22 protein-coding genes are annotated in these 19425 nt (G+C 65.1%); 15 read left to right on the top strand and 7 right to left on the bottom strand.

The genetic code is table 11. The annotated features are described in order from the left end of the window. Positions 1–5: 5 nt before the first annotated feature. Positions 6–773, top strand: coding sequence for a type 2 periplasmic-binding domain-containing protein (locus tag JC616_RS07595; RefSeq protein ID WP_227107578.1), 768 nt, complete (start codon positions 6–8; stop codon positions 771–773). Between the two features lie 136 nt (positions 774–909). Here the strand turns inward: JC616_RS07595 and JC616_RS07590 are convergent, their stop codons facing one another. Next, positions 910–1698, bottom strand: a complete 789-nt coding sequence (locus JC616_RS07590; protein ID WP_107800274.1) for a DinB family protein — start codon at positions 1696–1698, stop codon at positions 910–912. A 220-nt stretch (positions 1699–1918) separates the two neighbouring features. Between JC616_RS07590 and JC616_RS24565 the strand changes: the two genes are divergently transcribed. Continuing rightward, the gene (locus JC616_RS24565) at positions 1919–3028 is read left to right on the top strand and encodes a methyl-accepting chemotaxis protein (RefSeq protein WP_319792927.1); all 1110 of its coding nucleotides are present in this window, start codon (positions 1919–1921) and stop codon (positions 3026–3028) included. Further along, positions 3021–3485, top strand: a complete 465-nt coding sequence (locus tag JC616_RS07575) for a GNAT family N-acetyltransferase (protein ID WP_227107575.1) — start codon at positions 3021–3023, stop codon at positions 3483–3485. Before JC616_RS24565 ends, JC616_RS07575 begins: the two co-directional genes overlap by 8 nt. Before the next feature lie 10 nt (positions 3486–3495). Here JC616_RS07575 and JC616_RS07570 read toward each other — a convergent pair whose 3' ends face one another. Beyond that, positions 3496–3936: an anti-virulence regulator CigR family protein gene (locus tag JC616_RS07570; protein ID WP_227107573.1), complete on the bottom strand. Its 441-nt coding sequence runs from the start codon at positions 3934–3936 to the stop codon at positions 3496–3498. A 143-nt stretch (positions 3937–4079) separates the two neighbouring features. On the opposite strand from JC616_RS07570, the gene JC616_RS07565 reads away from it, so the two are divergent. From JC616_RS07565 to JC616_RS07535, 7 genes are all read left to right on the top strand, one after another. After that, positions 4080–5009 (top strand): chromate resistance protein ChrB domain-containing protein, encoded by a 930-nt coding sequence (locus JC616_RS07565; protein WP_227107571.1) that lies wholly within the window; start codon positions 4080–4082, stop codon positions 5007–5009. Positions 5010–5011: 2 nt separating this feature from the next. Next, positions 5012–6358 carry a chromate efflux transporter gene (gene chrA, locus JC616_RS07560; protein WP_107800278.1) on the top strand — a complete coding sequence of 449 codons (1347 nt, stop codon included), beginning with the start codon at positions 5012–5014 and terminating at the stop codon, positions 6356–6358. Positions 6359–6389: 31 nt separating this feature from the next. After that, complete coding sequence (locus JC616_RS07555) at positions 6390–7580, top strand: MFS transporter (RefSeq protein WP_227107569.1); 1191 nt, start codon at positions 6390–6392, stop codon at positions 7578–7580. Between the two features lie 85 nt (positions 7581–7665). Continuing rightward, positions 7666–8229 (top strand): putative glycolipid-binding domain-containing protein, encoded by a 564-nt coding sequence (locus tag JC616_RS07550; protein WP_227107568.1) that lies wholly within the window; start codon positions 7666–7668, stop codon positions 8227–8229. 1 nt (position 8230) lies between these two features. Beyond that, entirely contained in the window at positions 8231–8740 is a 510-nt protein-coding gene (locus JC616_RS07545; RefSeq protein WP_227107567.1) for a GNAT family N-acetyltransferase, read from the top strand. A 79-nt stretch (positions 8741–8819) separates the two neighbouring features. Next, positions 8820–9731 carry an AraC family transcriptional regulator gene (locus JC616_RS07540; protein ID WP_227107566.1) on the top strand — a complete coding sequence of 304 codons (912 nt, stop codon included), beginning with the start codon at positions 8820–8822 and terminating at the stop codon, positions 9729–9731. A gap of 91 nt (positions 9732–9822) precedes the next feature. Then, a complete protein-coding gene (locus tag JC616_RS07535) occupies positions 9823–10365 on the top strand; it encodes a hypothetical protein (RefSeq protein ID WP_227107565.1) in 543 nt (180 codons plus the stop codon). Between the two features lie 52 nt (positions 10366–10417). On the opposite strand, the gene JC616_RS07530 is transcribed toward JC616_RS07535, so the two are convergent. From JC616_RS07530 to JC616_RS07520, 3 genes are read right to left on the bottom strand one after another with little or no spacing between them, the layout of a single operon-like run. Then, positions 10418–11164, bottom strand: coding sequence for a metallophosphoesterase (locus JC616_RS07530; RefSeq protein WP_107800284.1), 747 nt, complete (start codon positions 11162–11164; stop codon positions 10418–10420). Continuing rightward, positions 11161–11880 carry a VUT family protein gene (locus tag JC616_RS07525; protein ID WP_199225913.1) on the bottom strand — a complete coding sequence of 240 codons (720 nt, stop codon included), beginning with the start codon at positions 11878–11880 and terminating at the stop codon, positions 11161–11163. The genes JC616_RS07530 and JC616_RS07525 overlap by 4 nt, the downstream gene beginning before the upstream one ends. A 4-nt stretch (positions 11881–11884) precedes the next feature. Next, positions 11885–12544: a helix-turn-helix domain-containing protein gene (locus JC616_RS07520; protein WP_107800285.1), complete on the bottom strand. Its 660-nt coding sequence runs from the start codon at positions 12542–12544 to the stop codon at positions 11885–11887. A 314-nt stretch (positions 12545–12858) separates the two neighbouring features. Between JC616_RS07520 and JC616_RS07515 the strand changes: the two genes are divergently transcribed. The 3 genes from JC616_RS07515 (at position 12859) to JC616_RS07505 (ending at position 14350) form a co-directional block, all read left to right on the top strand. Next, the gene (locus JC616_RS07515) at positions 12859–13077 is read left to right on the top strand and encodes a hypothetical protein (RefSeq protein WP_107800286.1); all 219 of its coding nucleotides are present in this window, start codon (positions 12859–12861) and stop codon (positions 13075–13077) included. Between the two features lie 143 nt (positions 13078–13220). Further along, positions 13221–13583 (top strand): 5-carboxymethyl-2-hydroxymuconate Delta-isomerase, encoded by a 363-nt coding sequence (locus tag JC616_RS07510; protein WP_227107564.1) that lies wholly within the window; start codon positions 13221–13223, stop codon positions 13581–13583. A 14-nt stretch (positions 13584–13597) separates the two neighbouring features. Continuing rightward, complete coding sequence (locus tag JC616_RS07505; RefSeq protein WP_227107563.1) at positions 13598–14350, top strand: hypothetical protein; 753 nt, start codon at positions 13598–13600, stop codon at positions 14348–14350. A gap of 61 nt (positions 14351–14411) precedes the next feature. On the opposite strand, the gene JC616_RS07500 is transcribed toward JC616_RS07505, so the two are convergent. Continuing rightward, positions 14412–15143, bottom strand: coding sequence for an aspartate/glutamate racemase family protein (locus JC616_RS07500; protein ID WP_227107562.1), 732 nt, complete (start codon positions 15141–15143; stop codon positions 14412–14414). 26 nt (positions 15144–15169) lie between these two features. Continuing rightward, on the bottom strand, positions 15170–15904 hold the full coding sequence (locus tag JC616_RS07495; RefSeq protein ID WP_227107561.1) for a GntR family transcriptional regulator: 735 nt from the start codon (positions 15902–15904) through the stop codon (positions 15170–15172). Between the two features lie 313 nt (positions 15905–16217). Between JC616_RS07495 and JC616_RS07490 the strand changes: the two genes are divergently transcribed. After that, positions 16218–17675 (top strand): NCS1 family nucleobase:cation symporter-1, encoded by a 1458-nt coding sequence (locus tag JC616_RS07490; RefSeq protein ID WP_227107559.1) that lies wholly within the window; start codon positions 16218–16220, stop codon positions 17673–17675. 347 nt (positions 17676–18022) lie between these two features. After that, on the top strand, positions 18023–19357 hold the full coding sequence (locus tag JC616_RS07485; RefSeq protein WP_227107557.1) for a DUF3422 family protein: 1335 nt from the start codon (positions 18023–18025) through the stop codon (positions 19355–19357). The last annotated feature ends 68 nt before the right edge of the window (positions 19358–19425 follow it).

The raw sequence follows: 19425 nt of genomic DNA, 5'->3' as shown, positions 1-19425 counted from the left end.
TGGGCTTGAAACAGATAGGACTGCTGATCGCGGCGCTGGCCGCGCAGCCGGCGGCGGCGGCGACGCTGGACATGGTTTACGGCGCGGTGGCCTCGGACCCGTATATGAGCGGCGAAGGCGATCAAATGCCGCCCCACCCCGGCGCGGTGGTGGAAATGGCGCAGGCGGCGGCCAAGGGCTGCCGGATCGCGCTTAAGTTGTCGCGGCTGCCGGGCAAGCGCCTGCTCACCGAGATGCAGCACGATCAGCACGACGCCGCCTTCATGTTCTCCCACAACAAAGAACGCGAAGCCTATTTCGACTACCCGATGCAGGGCGAGGAACCCGACCCGCGCTACCGGCTGACCACGCTGGCCTACTCCTTGTACGCGCTGAAAAACGCGCCGCCGGCCTGGAACGGCAAGAACCTGCCGGCGCTGGGCGCCATCGGCGTCAACGCCGGCTGGTCCATCGCCGACGATCTGCGCGCCAAGGGCGCCCAGGTGGAGGCCGCCAAAGACACCGAGATGAACTTCCGCAAACTGCTGGCGCGCCACATCGCCGCCTACGCCACGCAGAACCACATCGGCGACCGCTATCTGGAAGACCACCCGCAAGCCGGCATCGTCCGCCTGCAGCCGCCGCTGTCGCGCAAGGACTACTATCTGGTGTTGGGCAAGCGCTGGCACCGGGACAATCCGGCCCTGGCGCGCTGCCTGTGGCAGCAGATAGGCAAACTGCGCGAAACCCTGCTGCCCGCGCTGCTGCGCCGCCCCTGGTATCAACAACCCTGAGAGGGCGTTTACCATCTCGCGAGCCAAGGCGAGACCAGGCCTTGCGGCGGAAGCAGCGGAGTGTACAAGGGCCGTTCTCAACGCCGTATCGCCGACGCGCAGCAGATCGTCAACCGACTCTGAGCCGGGCCGGCGCTCAAACCGGCTCGCCGCCCAACTCCGCCGTCAGCTCCTCCACCTCCAGCAAATGGGCGCGGTCGTGCTGCAACATGTCCTCGGCCAAATCCTCCAGACTCATCCGCCGCTCGCCGCCAAACAGGCATAGCCGCCCGCGCTGGGCCGCTTCGGCGCCGGCCAGCGCTGTCAGCAAATGTCGCCGTCCGGCCAGGAAATCGTCCAGGGCCGCTGAGCCGTCCTGCTCCAGATAAGCCAGTTCGCGCGACATTTCAGTGCCGTCTACCGACGGAATATCCGGCATGTCCTCGGTCAATACCCTTGCCACCCTTTGGCAGAAAATCCGGTCCAGATCGCGCAGATGGCAGGCATGCTCCACCGCGGCAAAATCGATGCCGTCCGGCCGCCGCCGCCAGTCCGCGGCCGGAATCACGCGCAGCGCCGCCGCCAACTGGGCCGGCATCGCCCGCAGCGCCTCCAGCCGCTGCTCCCAGTCCAACTGTTGCGGCCGAGGCGTCCACACCACCCCGTAAGTGAAATAACCGCCCGGTACCCGGCCGCGCGGCCGCAACACCTCGTGATAATGGCGGCGCATCACCTCCGCCACCATCGCGCCGCAAAACTGGCGCGCGCTGGCGTCCGCCTCCACTTCCGGAAACAGCTGGCGCACATCGTGGACGATGGCCGCAATCGCCGGCACTTCAGCGCGCGACAAGGCCGCGTATTCCACATAACGCTGCGGCGTGTCGATCAAAGCCTCCAACTGGCGGCCCAACGCCTGTTCGCGAAAGACATCAAAACGGGAGTGCATAAGGGCCTCTTATTTAACGTATCAAAATGATACCTTAGTAAACGGCGCAACAAGCGTCAAGTCTGATTTTTGTCATAATTAATCAAACTTAAACAAGACAAATGATTGCAGATTCATGACGGCATTCGGATAATGCTAAACGTTTATTTAAAATCACCCGGCGACATGCAAGCGCAAGCCACGCCTGCCTGTGCCGGTCCGGCTTCAAGAGGAGAATGGAATGTGGTTCCGGAACAAGGACAAGGCCGCGCGCGAGCAGGCGGAGCGCTTGCAACTCAGCCAGGAGGCGGAGCGAATGCGCCAGGAGCTGCAACACACCCGCAGCCGCGCCGATGAAGCCGAACGCCAGCTGGCCGCCAGTCAGGCCAAAGTTCAGGAACTGAACGGACTGATCGCCAACCTCTCCGCCTTCGCCCAATCGATGACCGACACCCAGCAGTCGCTGGCCACCCTCTCCAGCGTGATGAGCCGGGAAAAAGACCGCGCCGTCGCCGCTCAGGGCATTTCGCTGCGCAGCCGCCAATCCATAGACCAGATCGCCGTCGATCTGTCCAAACTGGCCGGCGCCTCGCAGGGCGCGGCGGAAAAAGTGGGGGAACTGGACGCCCGCGCCCAGGAGGTGGGCGGCATCGTGCAACTGATCCGCGACATCGCCGACCAGACCAATCTCTTGGCCCTGAACGCCGCCATCGAAGCGGCGCGCGCCGGCGAGCAAGGCCGCGGCTTCGCCGTGGTGGCCGACGAAGTGCGCAAGCTGGCCGAACGCACCGCCACCGCCACCGCCGACATCGCCAAGCTGGTGGAGCAGATCCGCGGCGACAGCGCCGGCAGCCGCAGCCAGATGGAGCAATTGGCGGAACAAGCCGCCGGTTTCAGCCAGGACGGCGAGGCCGCCGCCGGCACCATGAAACAATTGCTGGACATGTCCACCAGCATGGAGGGCAGCATCGCCGCCTCCGCGCTGCGCGGTTTCTGCGAACTGGCCAAGATGGACCACCTGATCTACAAATTCCGCGTCTACCAGGTGATGTTCGGCCTGTCGGACGAGGACATCGGCCACTTCGGCTCGCATCAGCACTGCCGCTTCGGCAAGTGGTATTACGAAGGCGAGGGCCGCGCCGGCTTCTCCCACCTGCCCGGCTTCCGCGAAATCGAAGCGCCGCACGCCAAGGTGCACACCGCGGCGCTGGACGCCTTGCGCGCCCACGCCGACGGCGACAGCCGGGCCGCGGTGGAACATGTCGCGATGATGGAAGCCGCCAGCCTGCAAGTGCTGGCCGGGCTGGAACACATGGCCGGCGCCGGCGAGACGGAAGCGCGCCATGGCTGAGGCCGTCTTCTCCATCCGCCCGCTGCAAGCCGGCGATCACGCCGGCTGGCTGCCCTTATGGCGCGACTACAACGCCTTCTACGGCCGCGTCGGCGTCAGCGCCCTGCCCGAGGAGGTGGACCGGGAAACCTGGCGCCGCCTGCTCGCGCCGGAGGAACCGGTGCGCGGGCTGGCCGCGGTCGCAGACGGCGCGCTGCTGGGCATCGCCCACCTGCTCTACCACCGCAGCACCATCCAGATCCAGGACAGCGCCTATCTGCAGGATCTATACGTGGCGCCGGCGGCGCGGGGCGGCGGCGTCGCCCGCGCGCTGCTGCTTGCCGCCGCGGAACGGGCGCGCGACGACGGCGCCGCCATGCTGTACTGGCGCACCGCCGGCGACAACCTCGTCGCGCGCCGCCTGTACGACCAGGTGGCGGAGCTGGCGGACGCGGTGATCTACCGCCAAATCTTGTAAGCCGGCCGGATCAGCGCAGCACGTCCAGCAAGATATCCGCGATCAAACCGCTGGCCGCCACCAGCACCAGGTCCGCGCCCACCGCCCGCCACTCGTAACCGGGGTGGCGCGGCAGCTGGCTCAGCAAGGGCGCCGGCAAGACCTGCTTGGCGATGCCGGGCGGCAGCGGCTTGCCGCGCGCCAGGCGCTTGCGCATGCCCGGCGGCAAGGATTTATAGCCGGTCACCCCGGAATCCAGCGCCAGGCGCCGCGCGGCGGCGACGCTGATGCCCGCCGCCACCAAATCCCGGTCCGACCGCTCCGGCGACGCTTCCCTGTCCTTGTCTTTATCCTTGTGCTTGCCCTGCCCCTGGCCATGACCCTGGCCCTTGCCTTCCGGCGGATTGGCCAGCGCCGGCGCCGCCAGCGCCGCCGCCAACAAGCACACAGACCATTGCTTCCATCGCTTCATCTTCGTCTCCCGTCTCTGTTGAGCCCGATTTAGATTATCGACCACACGCCGGCCAAGCTTGAGTCCAACTGTATCTCGCGCCCGACAAAATATATTGATCGCTACATAATTGTAGAATACGCTACAAAAAAATGGAGCGCATCATGGACTGGCTGCTGCTGATCACTTCTTTGCCCACCGAAAACGCCACCGCGCGCATGCGCGCCTGGCGCGCCTTGAAAGCCTGCGGCTCCGCCGCGCTGCGCGACGGCGCCTACCTGTTGCCCGGCAGCAACGCCCGGCTGCAACAATTGGAGGCCATCGCCTCCGACATCCAACAACACGGCGGTGTCGCGCGGCTGCTGGCCTGCCGGCCGCTGGACGGCAGCGATTTTCCGCCGCTGTTCCAGCGCGACGCCGACTATCAGCAGCTGCGGCAGGACATCCAGGAACAACTGAGCGGGCTGGACCCCGACAACGCCGCCGAGCGGCTCAAACAATGGCGGCGGCTGAGCAAGGCCCTGGCCGGCGTCGCCGCCATCGATTTTTTCCCCGGCGCCGGCCAGCAACAGGCGCAGGCCGCGCTGCAACAGCTGGAAACCGCCATCCAGCTGCAATTGTCGCCGGGCGAGCCCCATAGTCTGGACATGCAGATTCCGCGCCGCGCCGTGGCCGAGCACCAAGGCCGGACCTGGGCCACCCGCCGCCGCCCCTGGGTGGACCGGCTGGCCTCGGCCTGGCTGATCCGCCGCTTCATCGACCCGCAGGCGCGCATCCTGTGGCTGGCCGCGCCCGGCGACTGCCCGCCGGAGGCGCTGGGCTTCGATTTCGACGGCGCCGCCTTCACCCATGTCGGCGACAAGGTCAGCTTCGAGGTGCTGCTGGCCAGCTTCGGTCTGGACGCGCCCCCGCTGCGAAGGCTGGCCGAGCTGGTCCATTATCTGGACGTGGGCGGCGCGGCGCCGCCGGAAGCCAGCGGCGTGGAAACCGTGCTGGCCGGCTTGCGCGCCGCGCTGAGCGACGACGACCAATTGCTGAGCGCCGCCGCCCATATCTGGGACGGGCTCTACCAACAGTTCGCCAAGGAGAGCTGATCATGCCGCCCAGCCCCCGCGACGCCGCGCCCGCCCCCGTCGGCTTCCGGCAAGCGCTCCGTTTCTGGCTCAAGCTGGGCCTAATCAGCTTCGGCGGCCCGGCCGGCCAGATCGCCATCATGCACCAGGAGCTGGTGGAGCGCCGGCGCTGGATTTCCGAACGCCGCTTCCTGCACGCCCTGAATTACTGCATGTTGCTGCCCGGGCCGGAAGCGCAGCAACTGGCCACCTATATCGGCTGGCTGCTGCACCGCGGCTGGGGCGGCGTCGCCGCCGGCGCGCTGTTCGTGCTGCCGTCCTTCTTCCTGCTGGTGCTGCTGTCCTGGGTCTACATCGCCTACGGCCACCTGGCCTGGATCGCCGGCCTGTTCTACGGCATCAAGCCCGCGGTGGTCGCCATCGTGGCCCAGGCGGCCTGGCGCATCGGCACGCGCACGCTGAAACGGCCCTGGCTGTGGGGCGTGGCGCTGGCCTCGCTGTGCGCCATCGCGCTGTGGCAAACCCCCTTCCCGCTGATCGTGCTGGCGGCGGCCTTGATCGGCGCGCTGGCCGGCCGGCTGCGGCCGCGCTGGTTCCAGGCCGGCGGCCACGGCGGCGCGGACGCGCATTACGGGCCGGCGCTGATCGACGATCACACCCCGCCGCCGGCGCACGCCCGCTTCTCCTGGCTACGGCTGGGCCGCGCGGCGCTGGCCGGCCTGCTGCTGTGGTCCTTGCCGATGGCGCTGCTGACAGCCGCCTACGGCTGGCACGGCGGCTTCACCCAGATGGGCTGGTTCTTCACCAAGGCCGCGCTGCTGACCTTCGGCGGCGCCTACGCGGTGCTGCCCTATGTCTACCAGGGCGCGGTGGCGCATTACGGCTGGCTGAGCGCCGGCCAGATGCTGGACGGCCTGGCGCTGGGCGAAACCACGCCGGGGCCGCTGATCATGGTGGTGGCCTTCGTCGGCTTCGTCGGCGGCTACGCCAAAGCCCTGCTGGGCCCGGAGCACCTGTTCCTGGCCGGCGCGCTGGCCGCGGCGCTGGTCACCTGGTTCACCTTCCTGCCCTCCTTCGTCTTCATCCTGGCCGGCGGCCCGCTGATCGAACACAGCCATGGCGAGATCCGCCTGACCGCGCCGCTGACCGCCGTCACCGCCGCCGTGGTCGGGGTGATCGCCAACCTCGCCCTGTTCTTCGGCTGGCATGTGCTGTGGCCGCAAGGCTGGCGCGGCGGCGTGGACGGGGCCGCCGCCGCCATCGCCGCGCTGGCGGCCTGGGCGCTGCTGAAAAAACAAGTCAAGGCGATGCCGGTGATAGCCGGCGCGGCGCTGGCCGGCCTGCTGCTCAGCCTGTGGCGCCTGCCGTGAACGCATTCCCCCATCGAGAAAGACCTCCCGCATGCAGCCCCGCATCCCCGCCACCATCTGGGCCCTGGGCCTGGTCAGCCTGTGCATGGACATGTCCTCCGAGATCATCCACGCGCTGCTGCCGGTCTTCCTGGTCTCCACCCTGGGCGTCAGCGCGCTGACCCTGGGCGTCATCGAAGGCCTGGCCCAGGCCACCGCGCTGATCCTGCGCGTGTTCTCCGGCGCCATCAGCGACTACTGGGGCCGCCGCAAAGGCCTGCTCTTGCTGGGCTACGGCCTGGCGGCGCTGAGCAAGCCGCTGTTCCCGCTGGCTCACAGCGCCGAAACCGTGCTGGCCGCGCGGCTGATGGACCGCGTGGGCAAGGGCATACGCGGCGCGCCGCGCGACGCGCTGGTGGCCGAAGTCGCGCCGCCGGCCATCCGCGGCGCCTGTTTCGGCCTGCGCCAGTCCATGGACACCGTCGGCGCCTTCGCCGGCCCGCTGCTGGGCATCGCGCTGATGTTCTGGCTGGCGGACGACATCCAGCAAGTGCTGTGGTGGGCCTGCCTGCCGGCCTTGCTGGCGGTGCTGATGCTGGCGGCCGGCGTGCGCGAGCCGGACGGCGGCGAACGCAAGCCCTTCCGCTCGCCGCTGCGCCTGGCGCTGCTGCGCCGCTTTTCCGGCCGTTACTGGTGGATCGTCGCCATCGGCGCGCTGTTCACCCTGGCCCGCTTCAGCGAGGCCTTTCTGGTGCTGCTGGCGCAGCGCCACGGCCTGCCGCTGAGCTGGCTGCCGCTGGTGATGGTGGTGATGAGCCTGGTCTTCGCGCTCACCGCCTACCCGGTGGGCGTGCTGGCCGACCGCTGCAGCAAGAGCGCGCTGCTGGCGATAGGCCTGCTGATCCTGATCCTGGCCGACGTCACGCTGGCGCTGTCCGGCTCCGTCGCCGTCACGCTGGCCGGCATCGCCCTGTGGGGGCTGCACCTGGGCTTCACCCAGGGCCTGCTGGCCACGCTGGTGGCGGAGGAAACGCCGGCCGACATGAAGGGCACCGCCTTCGGCCTGTTCAATCTGGTCAGCGGCCTGTGCCTGCTGCTGGCCAGCGTGCTGGCCGGCTGGATGTGGGACCGCCACGGCAGCGCCAGCACCTTCGTCGCCGGCGGCGCCTTGGCCGCGCTGGCGCTGGCGGCCACCTTGCTGTGGCATAGCCGGGAACGGCGGCTGGCCGGCCAGGCCGCATAAACACCGGATCGGGCAATGCCCGCCATGGACAAGCAACAGGACAATGCGGTGAAATACGCCATCATAAAAACAGCAAGGCCGCCGCATGTCCCACACCTTCGTCTCCTCCATCGTCTGGCAACGGCTGGACGCCTCCGGCCACGACTACGCGGCGCTTGAACAGAGCGAGCAAGGCCCGCGCCTCAAGGGCTGCGCCGTCTTCGTCGAAGACGGCGTCAACTGCCTGCTGCATTACCAGGTGGACTGCGCGCCGGACTGGAGCACCCGTCGCGTCGAGGTGAACGGCTACCGCGGCGCGGAAGCCATCGCCCTGCGGCTGGAAACCGACGCCGAAGGCCGCTGGCGGCTCAACGGCGCGGAACAGCCGCAAGTGCAAGGCTGCGTCGACATCGACCTGGCCTTCACCCCGGCCACCAATCTGCTGCCCATCCGCCGCAGCCGGCTTGAGATCGGCGCGGCGCTGGAACTGAACGCCGCCTGGCTGCAATTCCCGGCGCTGACCCTGGCGCCGCTGTCGCAGCGCTACACCCGCCTGTCCGAGATCGGCTACCGCTACGAATCGCGACAAGGCGCGTTCCAGGCCGAACTCAGCCTCACCCCGGACGGCCTGCCGCGCGACTACCAGGGCCTGTGGCGGGAGGCGCGCTGACATGAACGCCCCGCGCATCCGTCCGGCCGCGCCGGCAGACTTTGCCCGGCTGGCCGAAATCGAACGCGCCGCCGCCGCCCGCTTCGACCCGCAAGACCTGCCGCCGGCGCTGGCCGGCGACACGCTGCCCCGCGACGAACTGGCCGCCGCCTGCGCGGCCGGCCTCCTGTGGGCGGCGGCCGACGCCGACGGCGTCCACGGCTTCCTGTTGGCGCGCCGCCACGACGACAGCCTGCACCTGCAGGAAATGGACGTCTGCCCCAAGCATCAGGGCCGGGGCCTGGGCTCGGCGCTGATCGCGCACGCGGAAACCGCCGCGCGCCGGCTGGGCCTGCGCCGGCTGACGCTGACCACCTTCGAACACCCGGCCTGGAACGCGCCCTACTACCACAAACGCGGTTTCCTGACCCTAGACCCCGCCGACAGCCTGCCCTTCCTGCTGGCCCTGTTGCGCGCCGAGGCCGAGCACGGCCTCAGGCGGCGCGTGGCGATGCAGAAACCGCTGCTTTAAGGTGTCCGACAACACCGCAAGATCGGTCAGGCGCGCGGCGGCGCGGCCGCGCTAGACTGGCGGCGCCAAGGAGGAAAGCATGCAGCACGACACCGCCAGCCCGCGCCTGGACAAGGCGCTGGCCTATATCGACGCCCATCTGGACGCCGACCTGAGCCTGGAACGGCTCAGCCGGGTGACCGCCTGCTCGCGCTTCCATTTCCACCGCCTGTTCCGCGCCCGCTTCGGCCTCAGCCTGCATCAATACGTGCGGCTCTGCCGGCTGCGCCGCGCCGGAGAACGGCTGGCCTTCCGCCGCTGCGCCGTGCTGGACATCGCGCTGGACAGCGGCTACCGCAGCCCGGAGGCCTTTGCCCGCGCTTTCCGGCAGGCGACGGGCCAGACGCCGTCCGCCTTTAGGCGGCGGCCGCGCTGGCGGCCTTGGCATCAGCACTTCCACGCCCTATCCCAACTGAGGAGCCGTTCCATGCCATCCCGCCAAATCCCGCTCGCCGTCGACATCGTCGACTTCCCCGCCACCCCGATCGCCCTGCTGGAACACCGCGGCGACCCCGCGCTCTTGGGAGACAGCCTGCGCGACTTCATCGCCTGGCGGCGGGAACACCGCCTGCCGCCCAGCGCCGCCGCCACCTACAACCTGCTGTACGCCGATCCGGACGACTGCGCGCCGGCGGACTACCGCTTCGGCCTCTGCGCCGCTTTCGACGGCGACATCGCCGCCAACCGCCAAGGGGTGCGCGCCGCGCTGATTCCCGCCGGACGCTGCGCCCGGCTGCGCCACATCGGCTCCGACGACGCGCTGGCCGCCCTCGCGCGCCGCCTGTACGCGGAATGGCTGCCCGCCAGCGGCGAAACCCCGCGCGATGACCCGCTGTTTCTCCAGCGCGTGCGTTTCTACCCGGACGTGGCGGAAAACGAAGCCGTCTGCGATTTGTTTCTGCCGCTGCAAACGCCTGCGCCGAAAATCGGATCCGCCGCGCCGTTAAAATAATAAGGATCAGGATATTCCAAAAACATTCCCTCGAGCGCCTTTTGTCGGCTTTGGGTAAACTAGAGCGCGTTAAATGCAGGGGTAATGCACGATGCGCGCTCGTTTTCTGACTCGAATAAAAAAATGGATCATCAGCGTATTCAATCCGCCCTACCAATTGGTATTGTGCGACAGAATGCTCAAGAAGAACTCCAAGGAATATCTCTACCTGTTCAAGCTTTACGGCAGCCACGACTTCGTCAAGCTGTCCCACGCGGACATCCTGGCCAGCAATCAGCTCCTGTCCGCCATCCGGCCGCGAGACCTGATAAAAATCGCGCTATTGGAAAACCATAGGAAAGAAGAAGAAAAGCGCTGCAAGGTGGAGGAAGAACTGCGCGGCAATCAATACCGGATTCATCTGCACGGCAATAGCGAAACCTTTTCCGGCGAAAGCATCTGTCGAAACATCGATTATTTCGCCGGCCTGGCCCCGCAGGAAGTCTGCAAGATCGCCTACGCCACCGGTTTTCAAAAAGGCCGCGCCGTCTCCGGCCACATCAGCCGCGCGGCGGCGGAAGCCCGCCGCCAGGACACGCCGGCGGCGGACGGCTCGGGCAAGGTGCTGGCCCTCCGGCGGGCCCGGCCGCGCTAAGAGCCTGTTCATAGTCTGCTGCGCGTCGGCGATACCGCGTTGAAAACAGGCGCTAAATCATCACGGTCTGGCTGCGGAAGCCGGCCGCGTCGAACTCCAGCAGCTTGTAGCCGCGCGCGTCCACGGTGTCCAGCGCCGCCGTGCCCTTGCGCCACTGAAAACAGCTGGCCGGACAGACTTCCAGCGCCACGCCGCGCGCCTCCAGCCGGTAATCCCCATGCGCGTGGCCGCACAACAGCACTTGCAAGCGCGGCGTCTCCGCCATCAATTCCCAAAACCGCTCCGTGTCCTGCAACATGCAGCTGTCCAGTAGCGGCGTGCCCACCGCCGCCGGATGATGATGCAACAGCACGGCGCAGCGCTTGCCGGCGGCATCCGCCCCGGCCAGCCGTTGCCGGAAGGCGGCGGCGGCGCGCTCGTCGATATGGCCGTCGTCCGTGCCCGGCCGCACCGAATCCAGCGCCAACAACAGCCAGTCCGCCGTTTCCAGGCGCTCCAGCGGCCGCATGAAAGGGTAGCGGCCCAACACCTCGGCCGCCAAGGACGCGGCGTCGTGATTGCCGGCCAGCCAGTACACCGGCAGGCCCGTTCTTTCCAGCCGCTGCGCGAAGCGCTCATAGGAAGCCGCGCTCTCATCCTGAGAAATGTCCCCGGTGACCAGAACGGCGTCCAGCTCCGCCGCATGCCGCCGCTCCAGCTGGCTCAGCACCCGGTCGAACTCGCGGTAAGTGTCGTAGCCCATCAACTGCCCGCCGGCCTCGGCGAACAGATGCGTGTCGGATATCTGCGCGGCCCTCATCGTCCTTCCTCCATCGCGTATTTGTTTCTCTTGACGTCTTCGCCGTCCTCCTTGAACACCGCCAGGGGGTTGTAGGACACGTTCCAGTCGAAGTAATCGGTCTTTTCTATCCGCTTCACCACCCCCACCAGGTAATAGCCCACCGGCAGCAAGGCGATGGAAACGAACACCTTGTAAGACCAGGTGGTGGCGATGATGTTGAGCAGTTCCTGCCCGCTATAGCGCGACGACAGGCTGATGGGATAGGCCGTGGTCAGCAGCACCGCCTGGGCCAGCATGGACGCGATCACATAGCGGATGAAAAAGAAGCGGCCGGCGAAAAAAACCTTCATCCGCGACACGACGAAGCCATTGCAAAAATAAGAGGCCGGCACCGAGATCCAGGTGCCCACCATCACCCGCCAAAATTCGTTGAACAAGAGGTAGTACTGCTTGGAAATCTCGTTATTATCCGGCTGCAGCAAGGCGAAGCCATTGATGATCAGAACGAAAAAGGTCTGGCACGCCACCAGAATCCACACCGTGCGTCCGCCCAGCTTATAGCCGTACACCTCGGTGGATACCGTGGACAATAGATAGCAAAGCGAAAACACGATGCCGCTGGCGGTGATCTTCAAGCCGTAAATATCCAGCGTCTTGTACACCAGCGAATCGCAGACCACCATGATGGTCACCGACAAACCCACAATCAATCCATAAACTCTGAACTGTTCCACACCTTCATCCTGCGCTAAAAGTCTTAATCGCCTTGACCGCCACGCCAAGCACCTTGAAATCCCGGCACACCAAAGGCTGCAAATCGTGCATCAAGGAAATGCTTGAAAACAGACAATGCTCGCCGTCGATGAACACCCGCCGGAAACAAGGCTGCTGGCCGGCCATGCTGACCAAGACCACATCGCCGTCCGCCGGGCGCTCCTGCCGGGCCACGATGAAAACGCTGCCCTGGGAAAAACCGGGAAACAGCGAATCATTGTTCAACAACACCGCAAACGCGTCCGCGGCGTCGAAACCGGCGGCATCCACAAAATACCGTTCCGGCTCGATAATCATTCCGTCAAAAAACAGGGTCAGTTCGGTGAATTTGATCAAGGGCACCGCCATGGCCGCGGGGCTGTCGCCGGCCTCGCGTCCCAGATCGCTCTCCACGAAATCGCTGAGCCTGACATCGAAAAACCGGGCCAGCTCCATCAAGGTCAGCAAGGTGGGATTGCCCACGCCGCGCTTGATATTGTTGATCGTCGCCACGCCCAGGCCTATCGCCTCGCTTAATTGCGCGGCGTCGACGCCGGCGCGCCCCATCAGACACGTCAGGTTTTTCGACGCCTTGCTCAACAAAGCGCCATTCTCGGCCTCTTCTTTCCACACCGCCCTGCTCATTCAGCCCTCCATGCAAGTCGAATCCGTTTCGATTCCATTTTTAATTTCACGTCCAAACATGCACGCTCATTTTAAACGCAAGCGCCAAACCCGGCGCAAGCATCAAACGATATTGTTTTTATCAGACTATCTTTTGTAATTCCGTCACTACTCTTTTAAACAAAAAGACAATATAATAATTTTGCAACACTATATCATTCGGGGCAGGCGCAAGATACTCGCGAACCATAAATTTAAAAGAAGAAAAATATTAATAAGAACAATCAACGCGACGCAAAAGCCCGCCACGACGCAATGCAGAGGAAAGCGCTTAAATGAGAATTTCAGAAGATGAATTCGCGCTGGACGTGATTGACGGCGAACCCGCCATCATTACCCAGTCCAGCGTGCTTGGACAGCCGGGCAGCGAATGGGAAGGCTCCCCGGTATTCAAGAAAACCTATTTGCTGGAGCTGATCAGCCGCAGCCTGGAACACGAGATCATCCAGCCCGAAGACATCCAAAGCCTGATCCGGACCGCGAAAAAGCCCTGATCGCCCCGGGCGCGCCCCTGTTCTCCCGTCCCGGGCTTGGGTACACTGAGCCGTTGCAATACAATGGCGTATCGACCGCCGCGCAACCATTCCATCGCCCTCCCGGCGCACACGGAAGGCGGCGCAACACCACAGGCTCACACATGCCCCATCTGACACTGGAGTACAGCGGCAATCTGGCCGGCTTCGCCGCCGCGGACGCGCTGCTGGACATCAACCGCGCGCTGCTGGCCAGCGGCCACTTCGAAGAAGCCGACATCAAGAGCCGCGCCGTGGCGCTGGACGCCTGCCGCATCGGCGTCCACGATCTGCCGCGCGGCTTCGTCCACGCCAAACTGGCCATACTCGGCGGGCGCAGCCCCGAGGAAAAACAGCGTCTGTCCGAACTGAGTCTGCAGGCGCTGGCCGACAGCGCGGCGCTGCCGCCGGGCATGGAAGTGCAATTGTGCGTGGAAATCCAGGAAATAGACCGCGCCAGCTACCGCAAACGCCTCATCGCCCGTTAACGGAGAAACACCCCATGACCGCGCTCAAACTCGCATCCCGCGGCCTGATGGCCGCCGCCCTGCTCGCCGGCCTGGCCGGCGCCGCCCACGCCGCCGACGACATCGACCGCGTCAATCTGGAAGGCACGCTGGGACAGGAACGCATAGGCATGAGCCTGCTGGTGAAGGACGGCAAAACCTTCAGCGGCGGCCACTACTTCTACGGCCGCTATCTGAAGGACATCCCGCTGCGCGGCAAGCTGCAAGGCGAGATCCTGCAACTCAGCGAACCGGGCGGCGGCGTGTTCAAGCTGCGCTTCAAAGGCAACGGCAGCGCCGACGGCCAGCCGCTGAGCTTCGACAACAGCGTGGGCCTGGACGGCGACTGGACGCTGAAGGCCAAGACCCTGCCGGTGGCGCTGACCATGGGCGACATGGCGCCGGCCTCCGAAGGCCGCTGGTATCAGGACGTCACCGAAGAAAGCGACGCCGCCTTCGAAGCCAAAGTCCAAGGCTTCCAGCGCGCCGCTTTGGCCGGCGAAGCCCAGCAGGCCAGCCGCTACGTGCACTTTCCGCTCCGGATAAACCACAAGGGCGGCAGCCGCCAGATCGCCAATGCCCGCCAGCTGCAAAGCGAGTGGAGCGCCATTTTCACTCCCGCCTATCTGGAACAGCTGAAGCAGGCGATGGCGCACAATCTGTTCGTGCGCAACGGCCAGGCGATGCTGGGCAGCGGCGTGGCCTGGTTCGACGCCAAGGGCGCGGCGGCGCTGAACCTGCCGGACTGAAACCGACGCGCCAAACCAACAGGGCGGCCAAAGCCGCCCTGTTTTCATTGGAGCCCGCGCGCTATTGCGAAAAAGCGGCGAAGCGCCCGGAAAAATGCTTTGGCGGAGGGAAAGCCAGGTCGCCCGTCTTGCTGGTCCGCAGACCCAGGGCGACGAGCGACTCCGCCAACGCCACCGCCGCGCCCACTCCTTCCACAACCGGCAGGCCGATCGCATCTCCGATACGGGGAGCCAGATCCGCCATCCCGGCGCACCCCAGCACAATGGCGCCGACGCCATCCTCGTCTCGGGCCCTGCGCGCCTCCTCGACGATGAGCCGGTAAGCGATATCGGGCTCTCGCTCCAGATCCAGCACCGGCACCTCGGCGGCGCGCACCCGCCGGCAAAGATGGGCATAGCCGTAGCTATGCAATAAATGCTCGGCGATCACGCACGTTCGGCCCAATGTGGTGACCACCGAAAAACGCGTGGCGATCAAGGACGCCATCTGAAAAGCGGCCTGCGCGATCCCCACCACCGGAGCGCGCGCCAGTTCCCGCGCCGCGTTCAAGCCGGGGTCGCCAAAACAAGCCAGCACGTAAGCGTCGTAGCCTTGCCGCGCGCCCTCCCTGATCTCCTCGCACACCCCGATCACACTGACCGCCTCGTCGAAATGCGACTCGATCGACACCGGTCCATCCTCTGGATTCCTGGCCACAATCAAAGTGTCAGGCCTGGCCGCCCGCACCGCCGCCAAACGGATACGCTCGGTCATATCCGCGGTCGTATTAGGATTAATCACGCAAATCTTCATGAGCACGCTCCATGCGCAAACGCCATTTATCGGCCGCTGCGCCGCTTGGCGATACCGTGCAACACCGCCTTCAAATCCGGCCCGCCGGCGCTCTCTTCCTCAAACCGACAGTTGCCCTCCACGGCGTCGAGATGACGCCGCATCCATTCCACCGCCTCATCCGCCTGTCCGTTCTCCATCAGTTCTAGAATCTGCTGATGATCGGCATGGCGGCATGAACCGGCAATCGGCGCGCCGTAGCGGGCAATGATCAAAGAGCTGCGCACAATCAATTCATGCAGGATATCGGTCAATAATTGATTCCCGGCGATGGACAATAGCCGCAGATGAAAGGCGCCGGACCACGTAATGGCCGCCGACCGGTTCTGCTCGTGCTGGGCCTTGCACTCTTGCCGCAGCGCGTCCGCCAGCGCGGACAGATCTTCCTTGCGCAAATTGGCCATGGCCAGCGGCAAAGCGCCGCACTCGATCAACCTTCTGGCGGCGAAAACATCACGCGACTCCTGCACCGTCGGCTCCGCCACCGAAGCCCCTCTATTCGGACGCAAATCAACCAGCCTCGCAATCGACAGACGCTGCAAGGCCTTGCGCACCCCTGCTCGACTGACGCCAAACGCCTCCGCCAGCGCATCCTCCGGCAATTTAGTGCCCGGCGGCAACTGCGCCTCGTAAATGGCCGTCAGCAAATGCTCGTAGACCAACGCATCCTTGGCGCCGACCTCGTCCAAAGCCGCGTCCCCCTCCTTGCTGCGCTCCGACACCCTCCCCTCCCTTTCCCTGTCCCATCCGCGGCGCAAAACGACACCGACCATCAAAACAACAAAAATTGTTCACAATCCACAATAATATTGTACACAACAAAAAACGCAAAATACAATGCGCCATCAGTGTTCAATAAGAAAAAATCATTAAAATCAGCGGATTGGCATGTGGTTTGCTGCATAGATGTTTTGTAATGCCATGGATAGCCATGGAGCCTTGCAAAACCCTAGTAAATCATCCTTTATTTTGTATACGAAAATAAAAAAATCGTAGACAAAAAAGGAGCGACTCACCCCCACCAGGAGTCACCCTATGTCAGAGCAACACCCCGCCCGCTATAGCGACCGGCTATACAACGAAGATCTCGGACCTCTCAAGCAGCAGAACTGGAACTGGTACAACATCTTCGCCTTCTGGATGTCGGACGTGCATAGCGTTGGAGGCTATGTGTTTGCCGGCAGCCTGTTCGCTCTAGGCCTCAATGTCTGGCAGGTTCTGCTCTCCCTGCTGATCGGCATCTGCCTGGTCAACCTATTTTGCAACCTGGTGGCCAAACCCAGCCAACAAGCCGGCATCCCTTACCCCGTGGTCTGTCGCATGTCTTTCGGCGTATACGGCGCAAACGTGCCCGCCGTCATCCGCGGACTGATCGCCGTGGCATGGTATGGCATCCAGACCTTCCTGGCTTCCAGCGCGCTCAACATCATACTGCTGCGCTTCTTCCCTCAGCTCGCAGACCTTGCCCACGGCAGTCTGCTGGGCTTGTCCTACCTTGGCTGGCTGGGATTCATGATCATGTGGACGCTGCAGGCCATCGTGTTCTGGCATGGCATGGAGTCCATCCGAAAATTCATCGATTGGGCCGGCCCCGCGGTATACGCCGTCATGCTGCTGCTCGCGGCGTGGGTCGTCTGGCGGGCGGGCCCCGCCAATATCAGCCCCACGCTGAGCGAAACCAGCCATCAGGGCCTCCTCGCCCTGGGTCAGATGGCGATCGCCACCGCCCTGGTGGTCTCCTATTTTTCCGGCCCCATGCTCAACTTTGGCGATTTTTCCCGTTACGGCAAAACGTTCAAAGAGGTCAAACGCGGCAATTTCTGGGGCCTGCCGGTCAACTTCCTGGCCTTTTCCATCGTCACCGTGGTCATCACCTCCGGAACCCTGACCGTATTCGGCCGCATGATCACCGACCCCATCGAAACCGTCAGCAAGATCGACAATACGCTGGCCGCCGTGCTGGGAGGCTTCACTTTCGTCACCGCCACGATTGGCATCAACATCGTGGCCAATTTCGTTTCCGCGGCTTTCGACTTTTCCAATGTCGCCCCCAAGCACATCAGTTGGCGGACCGGCGGTTTCATCGCGGCTTTCGCCTCGATTTTCATCACGCCCTGGAATCTGTTCAACTCCCCTCAGGTCATCCACTATACGCTGGACGTGCTGGCCGCTTTTATCGGTCCCTTGTTCGGCATCCTGATTGCCGATTTCTACCTCATCCGTCATCGCGTCATCCACGTCGACGACCTCTACAGCAATCAGCCCGGAGGCCGTTACTGGTATCAAAACGGCGTCAATCCCAAAGCCCTTTACGCCTTGGCCCCTTCCGTGCTCATTGGCCTGATCATTACCTTCAGCTCATGGGAAACGCTTGCCAACTTCAATTGGTTCATCGGCTGCGGGCTGGGCTTATCGACTTACTACCTGCTGATGAGGCGGCACGGCAAGACGCTTGCCCTGGTCGCGCCGGACGCCGTCGCCAGCCAGCCCTAGCAGGCCAGCGCCTGATTCAGAGCCGCGAACAAAACCTCGTGGATAAGCCGAGCCCCAGCGCGCCGACGCAGACGACCTTGTAGCCGCGCAGCTAACACGACGTTTCCGCGAAGCTGCAGTGCCCGTCGTACGATAAGAAGACGCATCGCAGGATCAGGGGTTTTAGCTGAACAGTGATCAGCCCAAGGCTAGACGGGCAAAATGCGGATCTAAAGTCCGAGAACAAAACTAAAGGGCGGCCACGGCCGCCCTTTATTCATGGCGAAACAATCCGGCATCAAAATATGCTGCATTGCAGCATAAAACGCTTTATGCTGAAGACTGCCCGCCCGCAACCGGAGCCCGCCATGACCGCCGAACTCTCCGATCCGCCCCGCCTCCGCCTCAACGAACATCCGCAACGCCGGCAACTCAACCGCGAAGCCCACGCCAGGCCGGCGCTGCAGATCGCCTCCGACAACCGCGTCAGCTATCTGGCCTATCTGCACCGCCACATCAGCCGCGAACAGGAAAACTGGTTATGCCGGGAACTGGCGCTGCAACTGGGACAGCCGGCGCCCGACGTCGGGACCGGCCAGTTTCAGCTGGACGCCGCGTTTGGCCGCGTGCGCTGGGAGCGGCACGGGGAATTTTCCAGCTTCACCATCCTCGCCCACGGCGCGGAAACCAGCCCCTTCGCCCAACCCGCGCTGCGAGCGCTGCCGGCGGCCTGGCTGCCGCTGCTGCCCGGCAATGTGCTGGTGGCCGCCCACGCCGCGCTGTTGCCGCCCGGCGCGCTGCCGCTGCGCATCGAGGATCTGGCCGCTCAGTGCTTCAACGGCCACGATCTGGCGGGCGCGGAGATAGGCGACGGCGCCGGCCGCGCCTACACCGATTTCCGCATCCACCCGGACGGCTTCTCCCGCTATCTGCTGGCGGACCTCTATATGGGCCGCCGCCAGGCCGGCCGCATGTTGCAGCGCCTGCTGGAGCTGGAAACCTACCGCATGCTGGCCCTGTTGGCGCTGCCGGTGGCCAAGAGCATCGCCCCGGAGCTGGCCAAGGCGGACGAGGAGCTGGCCGAGCTCACCGGCGCCATGAGCGGCGCCGGCGCCGACAGCGAGCCCCAGCTGCTGCACCGCTTGACCGAGCTCGCGGGCGCGACGGAAAACGCGTTGTCCCGCACCGATCACCGCTTCAACGCCTCCCTCGCCTATTACGACATTGTCCGCAGCCGCGTCGCCGAGCTGCGCGAACGCCGGATTCACGGCCTGCAGCCCTTCCAGCAATTCATGCAACGCCGCCTGGCGCCGGCCATGGACACCTGCCGCGCCGTGGCCGCGCGCCAGCGCGAACTGGCGGCGCGGGTCAACCGCGCCACCGCGTTGCTGCGCACCCGCGTGGACATCCGCCGCGAACGGCAGAACCAGGCGCTGCTCACCTCGATGGAGCGCCGCGCCGCCATGCAGCTGCACCTGCAGCAAACCGTGGAAGGGCTGTCCATCGCCGCCATCACCTATTACAGCGCCGGCCTGATCGGCTATCTGCTCAAAGGCGCCAAGGCCGCCGGCCTGCCGCTCAACGTGGAGCTGGCCACCGCCGCCGCGGTGCCGCTGCTGGCGCTGGCCATCGCCCTGGGCCTGCGCCGCACGCGCTCCGCGCTGCGGCGCCACGGCGAGGCGTCCGGCGCGCCGAGCGGCTGAAACCTGCCCATTCAGGCAGCCGGGCCGCGGCCCCATCGGCTATACCGAATCCATAGCCGCGGCCCCGC

Source organism: Chromobacterium rhizoryzae (assembly GCF_020544465.1).
Lineage (GTDB): Bacteria > Pseudomonadota > Gammaproteobacteria > Burkholderiales > Chromobacteriaceae > Chromobacterium.
The sequence above is the reverse complement of the archived record's forward strand: the minus strand, read 5'-3'. Positions and strand labels throughout refer to the sequence as shown.